General features: G+C 56.8%; 9 protein-coding genes. 8 read left to right on the top strand and 1 reads right to left on the bottom strand.

Annotated elements, in window-relative coordinates; genetic code table 11:
• Positions 1-296: 296 nt before the first annotated feature.
• From FQ185_RS18010 to FQ185_RS18000, 3 genes are all read left to right on the top strand, one after another.
• Positions 297-1,148 carry a glycine betaine ABC transporter substrate-binding protein gene (locus FQ185_RS18010; protein WP_149418585.1) on the top strand — a complete coding sequence of 284 codons (852 nt, stop codon included), beginning with the start codon at positions 297-299 and terminating at the stop codon, positions 1,146-1,148.
• 208 nt (positions 1,149-1,356) lie between these two features.
• A complete protein-coding gene (locus tag FQ185_RS18005; protein ID WP_008148580.1) occupies positions 1,357-1,668 on the top strand; it encodes a DUF485 domain-containing protein in 312 nt (103 codons plus the stop codon).
• Entirely contained in the window at positions 1,665-3,323 is a 1,659-nt protein-coding gene (locus FQ185_RS18000; protein WP_149418584.1) for a cation acetate symporter, read from the top strand. Before FQ185_RS18005 ends, FQ185_RS18000 begins: the two co-directional genes overlap by 4 nt.
• 559 nt (positions 3,324-3,882) lie before the next feature.
• On the opposite strand, the gene gltA is transcribed toward FQ185_RS18000, so the two are convergent.
• Complete coding sequence (gltA, locus tag FQ185_RS17990; protein WP_149418582.1) at positions 3,883-5,172, bottom strand: citrate synthase; 1,290 nt, start codon at positions 5,170-5,172, stop codon at positions 3,883-3,885.
• A 363-nt stretch (positions 5,173-5,535) separates the two neighbouring features.
• Between gltA and sdhC the strand changes: the two genes are divergently transcribed.
• The 5 genes from sdhC to FQ185_RS17965 all read left to right on the top strand — a co-directional run bounded on the left by sdhC (position 5,536) and on the right by FQ185_RS17965 (position 11,874).
• Positions 5,536-5,910 (top strand): succinate dehydrogenase, cytochrome b556 subunit, encoded by a 375-nt coding sequence (gene sdhC, locus FQ185_RS17985; RefSeq protein WP_149418581.1) that lies wholly within the window; start codon positions 5,536-5,538, stop codon positions 5,908-5,910.
• A complete protein-coding gene (gene sdhD / locus FQ185_RS17980; RefSeq protein ID WP_007945134.1) occupies positions 5,904-6,272 on the top strand; it encodes a succinate dehydrogenase, hydrophobic membrane anchor protein in 369 nt (122 codons plus the stop codon). Before sdhC ends, sdhD begins: the two co-directional genes overlap by 7 nt.
• 3 nt (positions 6,273-6,275) lie before the next feature.
• Positions 6,276-8,051, top strand: a complete 1,776-nt coding sequence (sdhA, locus tag FQ185_RS17975; RefSeq protein WP_149418580.1) for a succinate dehydrogenase flavoprotein subunit — start codon at positions 6,276-6,278, stop codon at positions 8,049-8,051.
• Between the two features lie 11 nt (positions 8,052-8,062).
• Positions 8,063-8,767, top strand: coding sequence for a succinate dehydrogenase iron-sulfur subunit (locus FQ185_RS17970; RefSeq protein WP_140681891.1), 705 nt, complete (start codon positions 8,063-8,065; stop codon positions 8,765-8,767).
• Between the two features lie 275 nt (positions 8,768-9,042).
• Positions 9,043-11,874: a 2-oxoglutarate dehydrogenase E1 component gene (locus FQ185_RS17965; RefSeq protein ID WP_149418579.1), complete on the top strand. Its 2,832-nt coding sequence runs from the start codon at positions 9,043-9,045 to the stop codon at positions 11,872-11,874.
• Positions 11,875-11,895: the final 21 nt, after the last annotated feature.

The raw sequence follows: 11,895 nt of genomic DNA, 5'->3' as shown, positions 1-11,895 counted from the left end.
GCGCGCTTGGTGGCCTGCATAATTTTGACATGCAAAGTTCGGGCGGATTGGCCGGCTGACTTCCTGTGGTCTAGATTAATGGCGTTCTGATGTCGTTTCTCGATGCCTTGAGGTCGCTGGCAGAGCAGGTCGCCATTGGCGTCAGGTTGATTATCGACGCATCAGTGCTCTCATAGATAAATCGCGCTGATGTTCGAGGAGGTTTGCGGTGAGGCGTGATGGGGGCGCTGTGCACCATAACAATACGTTGACGCGACTCGGCATCCGTCGAGCGCAGCACTTTCGGGGAAGTAACGATGAAGATGCGACGACTTTTAGGCGCGGGTGCCGCTCTGGTACTTGCGATTGGCTCCACTATGGCCAATGCCGAGAGCAAGACCCTGAGCATCGGTTACGTCGACGGTTGGTCCGACAGCGTCGCGACGACCCATGTAGCGGCCGAAGTGATCAAGCAGAAGCTGGGTTATGACGTGAAGCTGCAAGCGGTCGCCACCGGGATCATGTGGCAGGGTGTGGCCACCGGCAAACTCGACGCCATGATGTCTGCGTGGCTGCCGGTGACTCACGGCGATTACTGGACCAAGAACAAGGATCAAGTGGTCGATTACGGCCCGAACTTCAAGGACGCTAAAATCGGCCTGATCGTACCGGAGTACGTCAAAGCCAAATCCATTGAAGATCTTAAAACCGACGACAGCTTCAAAAAACGCATCGTCGGCATCGACGCCGGTTCGGGCGTAATGCTCAAGTCCGAACAGGCAATCAAGGACTACGATCTGACCGGCTATCAACTCAAGGCCAGTTCCGGCGCCGGCATGATTGCCGAGCTGACCCGTGCCGAGAAGAAAAACGAATCCATCGCAGTCACCGGTTGGGTGCCGCACTGGATGTTCGCCAAGTGGAAACTGCGGTTCCTGGATGACCCGAAGGGCGTTTTTGGCGCGGCTGAAACCGTAAACAACATCGGCAGCAAAGAACTGGCAACCAAAGCTCCGGAAGTTGCCAAGTTCCTGAAGAACTTCCAGTGGGCTTCGAAAGATGAAATCGGCGAAGTCATGTTGGCCATTCAGGATGGTGCCAAACCTGAAGCCGCAGCGAAGGATTGGGTGGCCAAACACCCGGAACGCGTTGCAGACTGGATCAAATGATTTGAGCTGACGGCTCTCGTCACCACCTCTCAAAGGCCCCTCGGTGTAACAGCCGAGGGGCCTTTTGTTTTTCTGTAGGAAATCACGCAATACCGAACATTGGCGATTCTGTCATGTCGTTCTAATACTAAGGTCGTCTGGAACCAGTTCCGTAGCCGCATAAAGTGGATGACGTTACAACTTCATCTGTGCTGCGAGGATAAAAACAATGAACGACAGCATTTACCTCTCGATTCAAAACAGCCCGCGCTTCAAGGAGCTGGTTAGTAAGCGAGAAAAGTTCGCCTGGATTCTTTCGGCGATCATGCTTGGGCTTTACTCCGGATTCATCCTTTTGATTGCTTACGGGCCGCATATTCTGGGCGCGAAAATCAGCCCTGAATCTTCGATTACCTGGGGGATACCGATTGGTGTCGGGCTGATTCTCTCAGCCTTTATCCTGACTGCAATCTACGTACGACGCGCCAATGGCGAATTCGACGACCTGAACAATGCGATTCTCAAGGAGGCTCAGCAATGATCCGGCGTCTAATGGCTCTATTGAGCATCGCAGCCTTTGCACCTGGCGCCTGGGCAGCTGAAGCCCTGACTGGCGAAGTGCACAAACAACCACTCAACGTTTCCGCGATCCTGATGTTCGTGGCGTTCGTCGGTTTGACCCTGTGCATCACCTACTGGGCCTCCAAGCGCAACAATTCGGCAGCTGACTACTATGCGGCGGGTGGCAAGATCACCGGCTTTCAGAACGGTCTGGCGATCGCCGGTGACTACATGTCCGCGGCGTCCTTCCTGGGTATTTCCGCCCTGGTGTTCACCTCCGGCTACGACGGCCTGATCTACTCGATCGGCTTCCTGGTGGGCTGGCCGATCATCCTGTTCCTGATCGCCGAGCGCCTGCGTAACCTGGGTAAATACACCTTTGCCGACGTGGCGTCCTATCGTCTCGGGCAAACCCAGATCCGCACGCTGTCCGCTTGCGGTTCGCTGGTGGTGGTGGCGTTCTACCTGATCGCGCAAATGGTCGGTGCCGGCAAGCTGATCCAGCTGCTGTTCGGTCTCGACTACTACGTTGCGGTGATCCTGGTCGGTATCCTGATGTGCATGTACGTGTTGTTCGGCGGCATGCTGGCAACCACTTGGGTGCAAATCATCAAGGCTGTGCTGCTGCTGTCCGGTGCCTCGTTCATGGCGCTGATGGTAATGAAGCACGTCAACTTCGACTTCAACGTACTGTTTTCCGAGGCGATCAAGGTTCACGCCAAAGGTGAAGCGATCATGAGCCCGGGCGGTCTGGTGAAAGACCCGATTTCCGCGTTCTCCCTTGGCCTGGCACTGATGTTCGGTACCGCTGGCCTGCCGCACATTCTGATGCGCTTCTTCACCGTGAGTGACGCAAAGGAAGCTCGCAAGAGCGTGCTGTATGCAACCGGCTTCATTGGCTACTTCTACATCCTGACGTTCATCATCGGCTTCGGCGCGATCCTGCTGGTGAGCACCAACCCGGCCTTTAAAGATGCTGCTGGCGCGCTGTTGGGCGGCAACAACATGGCGGCGGTGCACCTGGCCAACGCGGTCGGTGGCAGTGTTTTCCTGGGCTTCATCTCTGCAGTAGCGTTCGCGACCATTCTGGCGGTAGTTGCCGGTTTGACCCTGGCCGGTGCTACGGCGGTGTCTCACGACCTTTACGCCAGCGTGATCAAGAAGGGCAAGGCCAACGACAAGGACGAGATTCGCGTTTCGAAAATCACCACCGTCTGCCTGGGTGTGTTGGCGATCGGCTTGGGCATTCTGTTCGAAAGCCAGAACATCGCGTTCATGGTGGGCCTGGCATTCTCCATCGCGGCAAGCTGTAACTTCCCGGTGCTGCTGCTTTCGATGTACTGGAAGAAGCTGACCACACGTGGTGCGATGATCGGTGGCTGGTTGGGGCTGATCAGTGCCGTTGGTTTGATGGTCCTTGGGCCAACCATTTGGGTGCAGATCCTGCATAACGAGAAGGCTATCTTCCCGTATGAGTACCCGGCGTTGTTCTCCATGGCCATTGCGTTTATCGGGATCTGGTTCTTCTCGATCACTGACAAGTCCAAGGCGGCTGACAATGAGCGGGCGCTGTTCTTCCCGCAGTTTGTACGTTCGCAGACTGGTTTGGGGGCGAGTGGGGCGGTTTCGCACTAAGGCTTCAGGTTTGTTTATATAAGCTGCGTTAGATAGAAATGCCCCGGTCGAGAGATTGGGGCATTTTTTATTGGGCGGTTATCGGACTTTGTGGGAGCTGGCTTGCCTGCGATGGATTTTTTTTGCGGGTGGACGAGATTCTTGATCGTGTACATATCCGTTGCTGCTGCGGTAACGGCTGATTACGGTTTCGCCCTTACGGCGAGGCACTTTTTTCAAACGCCAAAAAAATACCCAAAAAGGCTCGCCCCAAGCGTCCGGCCCTCGCTTAGGCTCGGCGTTCCTTCGCTCCGGGCCCACGGAGCAGGACCGGAGCGAGGGCATGCCGAGCCACAGCGAGGCACCGAACGTCAGGGGCAAGAGCCCTTGGTTACTTGGGGCTTTTTCAAGTGACTCGCTGTAAAAGCGAAACCGCTATCCGCCATTACCAAAGACACGGATATGTACACGATCAAACAGCCGGGGCCAGCTCCTGGAAAACGCGCACAAACAAAAACGGCCTCTATATAAATAGAGGCCGTTCCCGGTGCAATTTTAAGACGTTATCGCAAGACAGGTCTTATTTGCGGTCTTCCAGCTTGGTGATGTCACGCGACTCGTAGCCGGTGTACAGCTGGCGCGGGCGGCCAATCTTGTATGGGCTGGAGAGCATTTCTTTCCAGTGGGAGATCCAGCCGACGGTCCGCGCCAAAGCGAAGATCACGGTGAACATGCTGGTCGGAATGCCGATCGCCTTGAGGATGATCCCCGAGTAGAAGTCGACGTTCGGGTACAGCGAGCGTTCGATGAAGTACGGGTCGGTCAGGGCAATCTCTTCCAGGCGCATGGCCAGTTTGAGTTGCGGATCGTTGGTGATACCCAGTTCCTTCAGCACTTCGTCGCAGGTCTGCTTCATGACGGTGGCGCGTGGGTCGCGGTTTTTGTAAACCCGGTGACCGAAGCCCATCAGTTTGAACGGATCGTTCTTGTCCTTGGCCTTGGCGATGTACTTGTCGATGTTCGACACATCGCCAATTTCATCGAGCATGGTCAGAACAGCTTCGTTCGCGCCGCCGTGGGCAGGGCCCCACAGTGCAGCGATGCCGGCGGCGATACAGGCGAACGGGTTGGCACCCGAAGAACCGGCCAGGCGTACGGTGGAAGTCGATGCGTTTTGCTCGTGGTCGGCATGGAGGATGAAGATCTTGTCCATGGCGTTGGCGAGTACCGGGCTGATCGGTTTGATCTCACACGGGGTGTTGAACATCATGTGCAGGAAGTTTTCCGCGTACGTCAGGTCGTTGCGCGGGTACATCATGGGTTGGCCCATGGAGTACTTGTAAACCATCGCTGCCAGGGTCGGCATCTTGGCAACCAGGCGGATCGCGGAGATTTCGCGATGCTGCGGGTTGTTGATGTCCAGGGAGTCGTGGTAGAAGGCCGAAAGAGCGCCGACTACACCGCACATGACAGCCATTGGGTGAGCGTCACGACGGAAGCCGTTGAAGAAGGTCTTCAGCTGCTCGTGAACCATGGTGTGGTTCTTTACGGTGCTGACGAACTGGGCCTTCTGTTCTGCGGTCGGCAATTCGCCGTTGAGCAGCAGATAGCAGGTTTCCAGGTAGTCCGACTTTTCAGCCAGCTGTTCGATCGGGTAGCCGCGGTGCAGCAGAATGCCGTTGTCGCCGTCGATATAGGTGATCTTCGACTCGCAGGAAGCTGTCGACATGAAACCAGGGTCAAAGGTGAAACGGCCCGTGGCCGTCAGGCTCCGAACATCGATAACATCGGGACCAACGGTGCCGGTTAAAATGGGCAGCTCGACGGGGGCTGCGCCCTCGATGATCAACTGCGCTTTTTTGTCAGCCATGTGGCCTCCTATTTATGCTTGAAATCATCAGACAGACCCCCCACGCAGGGCCCGCACCACTATAGTGAGATAAATTCGAATGTCAATTTGCCTAAAGTCTTGCTCCAGAAGGCTTTAACCCGACTTTTTCCTCGAAATTGACTGCCATTTACGCCTTTTATGCAACTTGTGCAATGCGCTATTAGGGGAAGGTGAACGCGTTGTCATTAGTAGCCTAACTGTCTATACTCGGCCTCCGACCGCCAGGGGCTTTTGGGCCTGCTTTGCTGGGGGTCGCACTCCCTGGGTGGTGGGTACCTGACCAGTGCACTCCCCAACAACTTTGCCCTGATTGTTAGGGGCTCTTCAGTGTGAAAAAAAGCCGTGAATAGCCAACGACCTGTAAACCTAGACCTAAGGACCATCAAACTCCCAGTCACTGCTTACACGTCCATTCTTCACCGAATCTCCGGAATCATCATCTTTGTCAGCCTGGCCATCATGCTTTACGCATTGGACAAGTCGCTCGACTCGGAAGAAGGCTTCGGTCAGGTGAAAGCGTGTCTGACCAGTCCGCTAGCCAAGCTAGTGACATGGGGCATCCTGTCCGCTCTGCTGTATCACCTGGTTGCCGGTGTGCGCCACTTGATCATGGACATGGGCATCGGCGAGTCGCTTGAAGGCGGCAAACTGGGCTCGAAAATCGTTATCGCCGTTTCCGTGGTGGTAATCGTTCTGGCAGGAGTTTGGATATGGTAACTAACGTCACGAACCTGTCGCGTTCGGGCCTCTATGACTGGATGGCACAACGTGTGTCTGCGGTCGTTCTCGCGGCTTACTTCATTTTCCTGATCGGATACGTCGTCGCCAATCCTGGCATCGGCTACGCCCAATGGCATGAACTGTTCGCAAGCAACTGGATGCGTATTTTCAGTCTCCTGGCTCTCGTTGCCCTTGGCGCTCACGCCTGGGTCGGCATGTGGACCATCGCGACCGACTACCTGACGCCAATGGCGTTCGGCAAGTCCGCGACTGCAATACGTTTCCTCTTCCAGGCAGTATGCGGCGTCGCGATGTTCGCCTATTTCGTCTGGGGTGTGCAGATTCTTTGGGGTATCTGATTCATGTCTAACTCAGTAAATACGCTTTCGTTCGACGCCATCATCATTGGCGGCGGCGGTGCTGGCATGCGCGCTGCTCTGCAGCTGGCACAGGGCGGTCACAAGACTGCCGTAATCACCAAGGTTTTCCCGACTCGTTCGCACACTGTATCCGCCCAGGGTGGCATCACCTGCGCCATCGCCTCGGCAGATCCGAACGATGACTGGCGCTGGCACATGTACGATACCGTCAAGGGTTCCGACTATATCGGTGACCAGGACGCTATCGAATACATGTGTTCCGTAGGCCCGGAAGCGGTCTTCGAACTCGAGCACATGGGTTTGCCGTTCTCCCGTACCGAACAAGGCCGCATCTATCAGCGTCCGTTCGGCGGTCAGTCGAAAGATTTCGGTAAAGGTGGCCAGGCTGCCCGTACGTGCGCCGCAGCCGACCGTACCGGTCACGCGCTGTTGCACACCCTGTATCAAGCCAACCTGAAGGCCGGCACTGTATTCCTTAATGAATACTACGGCGTTGACCTGGTGAAGAACGAAGACGGTGCCTTTGTCGGCATGATCGTCATCTGCATCGAAACTGGCGAAACCTCCTACGTCCGTGCCAACGCCACCGTACTGGCGACTGGCGGGGCAGGCCGTATCTACTCGTCCACCACCAATGCCCTGATCAACACCGGTGACGGTATTGGTATGGCGCTGCGTGCTGGCGTGCCGGTGCAAGACATTGAAATGTGGCAGTTCCACCCGACCGGCATCGCCGGCGCCGGTGTACTGGTGACTGAAGGCTGCCGCGGTGAAGGCGGTTACCTGATCAACAAGCACGGCGAGCGTTTCATGGAGCGTTATGCTCCGAACGCCAAAGACCTTGCCGGTCGTGACGTTGTTGCCCGTTCGATGGTTAAAGAAATCATCGCCGGCAACGGTTGCGGTCCGGATGGCGACCACGTAATGCTGAAACTCGATCACCTCGGTGAAGAAGTTCTGCACAGCCGTCTGCCAGGCATCATGGAACTGTCCAAGACTTTCGCCCACGTCGATCCAGCCGTGTCGCCAATTCCGGTCGTTCCAACCTGCCACTATATGATGGGCGGCGTGCCGACCAACATTCATGGCCAGGCAATCACTCAGGATGCTGACGGCGTTGACCAGATCATCCCGGGCCTGTTCGCAGTAGGCGAAGTGGCTTGCGTATCGGTTCACGGTGCCAACCGTCTGGGCGGCAACTCGCTGCTCGACCTGGTGGTGTTCGGCCGTGCCGCCGGCCTGTTCCTGGAACAGACCCTGAAAGAAGGCGTCGACTACACCCGTGCTCGCCAGTCCGACATCGACGCTGCCCTGGCACGTCTCGATGGCCTGAACTCGCGTACCGAAGGTGAAGACGTAGCCACCCTGCGTAAAGAGCTGCAAAGCTGCATGCAGAACTACTTCGGTGTATTCCGTACCGGCGAATACATGCAGAAGGGTATTGCTCAGCTGGCTGATCTGCGTGACCGTATCGCCAACGTCAAGATCAACGACAAGAGCCAGGCGTTCAACACTGCTCGTATCGAAGCCCTGGAACTGCAGAACCTGCTGGAAGTGGCCGAAGCCACCGCCATCGCAGCCGAGATCCGCAAAGAGTCCCGCGGCGCTCACGCCCGTGAAGACTTCGAAGAGCGCGATGACGTTAACTGGCTGTGCCACACCCTGTATTTCCCGGGTGAGAAGCGCGTTACCAAGCGTGCCGTGAACTTCTCGCCAAAAACAGTCCCGACCTTTGAACCAATGATTCGGACTTATTAAGGGTGGCCGCCATGTTGCAAGTCAGTGTTTATCGCTACAACCCTGATCAGGACGCCGCGCCGTTCATGCAGGAATTCCAGGTCAATACCAACGGTAAAGACCTGATGGTGCTGGACGTGCTGGCCCTGATCAAAGAGCAGGACGAGGGTTTCTCCTATCGTCGCTCTTGCCGTGAAGGTGTTTGCGGTTCCGACGGCATGAACATCAACGGCAAAAACGCTCTGGCGTGCGTCACGCCGCTGTCCGCTGTCGTAAAAGGTAACAAGCTGATCGTTCGTCCTCTGCCAGGTTTGCCGGTTATCCGTGACCTGGTCGTCGATATGAGCATCTTCTACAAGCAATACGAGAAGGTTAAGCCATACCTGCAGAACGACACGCCGGCTCCGGCCATCGAACGTCTGCAGACCCCTGAAGAGCGCGAAAAGCTCGACGGTCTGTACGAGTGCATCCTGTGCGCTTGCTGCTCGACCTCTTGCCCGTCCTTCTGGTGGAACCCGGACAAGTTCCTGGGTCCAGCTGCTCTGCTGCAAGCGTATCGCTTCCTGGCAGACAGCCGCGACACCAAGACTGCCGAGCGTCTGGCTTCGCTGGATGACCCGTTCAGCGTATTCCGCTGCCGCGGGATCATGAACTGCGTCAACGTCTGCCCGAAAGGCCTGAACCCGACTAAGGCCATCGGTCACGTACGTAACATGCTGCTGCAAAGCGGCGTGTGATTCAGCTGCTGTAACCGGCTGTTGTAAATGCAGTACCGCTGTACCCGTAGATGCTACGGCGCAGGCTTCAACCGGCGCCGTAGTCTTAACCTGAGCAGCAGCTTATAAGGCTGCGGCTCTTATTTTGAAGAAATGAGACAAGCAGGGGCATCCGGGCTGGTACCCGGACTATCAGCGTGATCCTAAGTGGCTTGTTTTAGTCGCTGCATTCGGACTTCTGCAAGTGTGCTCGGTGTCGACGCCGGTGGTGTTCCCCTAACCGAGGGTGACCAAGCATGCAAGAAAGCGTGATGCAGCGCATGTGGAACAGCGCCTACCTATCCGGTAGTAACGCTGCCTATGTGGAAGAGCTCTATGAGCTCTACCTGCACGACCCTAACGCTGTGCCAGAAGAGTGGCGCACCTACTTTCAGAAGTTGCCTGCTGACGGCAACACTGCCACCGATGTTTCGCACTCCACGATTCGCGATCATTTCGTCTTGCTGGCAAAGAACCAGCGCCGCGCCCAACCGGTTTCCGCCGGCAGCGTGAGCAGTGAGCACGAGAAGAAGCAAGTTGAAGTGCTGCGATTGATCCAGGCCTACCGTATGCGTGGCCACCAGGCAGCCCAGCTTGACCCGCTGGGGCTGTGGCAGCGTCCTGCACCTGCAGACCTGTCGATCAATCATTACGGCTTGACCAATGCCGATCTTGATACGACCTTCCGTGCCGGCGACCTGTTCATCGGCAAAGAGGAAGCGAGCCTACGCGAAATTCACGAAGCGTTGCAGCAGACATATTGCCGCACCATCGGCGCTGAATTTACGCACATCACCGATTCCGAGCAGCGCCAGTGGTTCCAGCAACGTCTGGAAAGCGTACGCGGCCGTCCGACGTACTCCGCCGACATCAAGAGCCACCTGCTTGAGCGCGTGACTGCCGGCGAGGGCCTGGAAAAATACCTGGGCACCAAATACCCGGGCACCAAGCGTTTCGGTCTGGAAGGCGGCGAGAGCCTGATTCCGATGCTCGACGAGTTGATCCAGCGTTCCGGTTCCTACGGCACCAAGGAAATCGTCATCGGCATGGCCCACCGTGGTCGTCTGAACGTGCTGGTCAACACCTTCGGCAAGAACCCGCGCGAGCTGTTTGACGAGTTCGAAGGCAAGAAGAAGGTCGAGCTGGGTTCCGGTGACGTTAAATACCACCAGGGCTTCTCGTCCAACGTCATGACCACCGGCGGTGAAGTTCACCTGGCCATGGCGTTCAACCCGTCCCACCTGGAAATCGTTTCTCCAGTGGTCGAAGGTTCGGTGCGTGCCCGTCAGGATCGTCGTAACGACCCTACCGGTGAAAAGGTTCTGCCGATATCCATCCACGGTGACGCGGCATTCGCCGGTCAGGGCGTGGTCATGGAAACCTTCCAGATGTCGCAGACCCGCGGTTTCAAAACCGGCGGCACTGTGCACATCGTGATCAACAACCAGGTTGGTTTCACCATCAGCAACCCGCTGGATGCGCGCTCCACCGAGTACGCGACCGACGTTGCGAAAATGATCCAGGCGCCGATCCTCCATGTGAATGGTGATGATCCGGAAGCCGTATTGTTCGTGACCCAGCTGGCCATCGATTACCGCATGCAGTTCAAGCGTGACGTGGTGATCGACATGTTCTGCTACCGTCGTCGCGGCCACAACGAGGCCGACGAGCCAAGCGGCACCCAGCCTCTGATGTATCAGCAGATCGCCAAGCAGCGCACGACCCGTGAGCTGTACGCCGATCGTCTGACCCAGGGCGGTGTGCTGGATGCCGAGCGTGTTCAGGCCAAGATCGATGAATACCGCAACGCGCTGGACAACGGTCTGCACGTAGTGAAAAGCCTGGTCAAAGAGCCGAACAAAGAGTTGTTCGTGGACTGGCGTCCGTATCTGGGCCACGCCTGGACTGCACGTCACGACACTCGTTTCGATCTGAAAACCTTGCAGGAACTGTCCGCCAAGCTGCTGGAAATTCCGGAAGGCTTCGTGGTTCAGCGCCAGGTCTCGAAAATCTACGAAGACCGTCAGAAAATGCAAGCCGGCGGCCTGCCGATCAACTGGGGTTACGCCGAAACCATGGCGTACGCGACCCTGGCGTTCGAAGGTCACCCGATTCGCATGACTGGCCAGGACATCGGTCGCGGTACGTTCTCGCACCGTCACGCTGTCTTGCACAACCAGAAAGATGCGGGCACCTACATCCCGCTGCAGAACCTTTACGACGGTCAGCCACGTTTTGACCTGTACGACTCGTTCCTGTCGGAAGAAGCCGTACTGGCGTTTGAATATGGTTACTCGACCACCACGCCTGAGGCGTTGGTGATCTGGGAAGCCCAGTTCGGCGACTTCGCCAACGGTGCCCAGGTGGTTATCGACCAGTTCATCACCAGTGGCGAGCACAAGTGGGGCCGTCTGTGCGGTCTGACCATGCTGCTGCCGCACGGTTATGAAGGTCAGGGGCCGGAGCACTCCTCGGCTCGTCTTGAGCGTTACCTGCAGCTGTGCGCCGAGCACAACATTCAGGTGTGCTTGCCGACGACGCCAGCCCAGATCTACCACTTGCTGCGCCGTCAGGTGATTCGCCCGTTGCGCAAACCATTGGTAGTCCTGACTCCGAAGTCGCTGCTGCGTCACAAGCTGGCCATCTCGACCCTGGAAGATCTGGCCGAAGGTTCTTTCCAGACCGTTATCCCGGAAATCGATGCCCAAGACCCGAAAAAGGTCGAGCGCATTGTTCTGTGTAGCGGCAAGGTCTACTACGACCTGCTGGAAAAACGCCGTGCCGAAGGTCGTGACGACATCGCCGTCGTGCGTATCGAGCAGCTGTACCCATTCCCTGAGGACGACTTGAACGAAGTCCTGGCTCCGTACACCAACCTCAAACATATCGTTTGGTGTCAGGAAGAGCCGATGAACCAGGGTGCGTGGTACTGCAGCCAACACCACATGCGTCGCATCGTGGGCAATCACAACAAAGCGCTCTTTCTCGAGTACGCCGGTCGTGATGCTTCCGCTGCACCTGCTTGTGGTTACGCATCGATGCACGCTGAGCAGCAGGAAAAACTGCTGCAAGACGCCTTTACTGTTTAACGCCTTCGCGCACCTGAAACC

This window comes from Pseudomonas sp. ANT_H12B (assembly GCF_008369325.1).
GTDB lineage: Bacteria > Pseudomonadota > Gammaproteobacteria > Pseudomonadales > Pseudomonadaceae > Aquipseudomonas.
Note: the sequence above shows the minus strand (reverse complement) of the source record. Positions and strands in the feature narration are given on the sequence as shown.

Bases quoted from the DNA above. Each gene is read 5' to 3' on its own strand.
- FQ185_RS17965 (WP_149418579.1), top strand. From the start codon at position 9,043: ATGCAAGAAAGCGTGATGCAGCGCATGTGGAACAGCGCCTACCTATCC.
- gltA (WP_149418582.1), bottom strand. From the start codon at position 5,172: ATGGCTGACAAAAAAGCGCAGTTGATCATCGAGGGCGCAGCCCCCGTC.
- sdhA (WP_149418580.1), top strand. From the start codon at position 6,276: ATGTCTAACTCAGTAAATACGCTTTCGTTCGACGCCATCATCATTGGC.
- FQ185_RS18005 (WP_008148580.1), top strand. From the start codon at position 1,357: ATGAACGACAGCATTTACCTCTCGATTCAAAACAGCCCGCGCTTCAAG.
- FQ185_RS17970 (WP_140681891.1), top strand. From the start codon at position 8,063: ATGTTGCAAGTCAGTGTTTATCGCTACAACCCTGATCAGGACGCCGCG.
- FQ185_RS18010 (WP_149418585.1), top strand. From the start codon at position 297: ATGAAGATGCGACGACTTTTAGGCGCGGGTGCCGCTCTGGTACTTGCG.
- FQ185_RS18000 (WP_149418584.1), top strand. From the start codon at position 1,665: ATGATCCGGCGTCTAATGGCTCTATTGAGCATCGCAGCCTTTGCACCT.
- sdhD (WP_007945134.1), top strand. From the start codon at position 5,904: ATGGTAACTAACGTCACGAACCTGTCGCGTTCGGGCCTCTATGACTGG.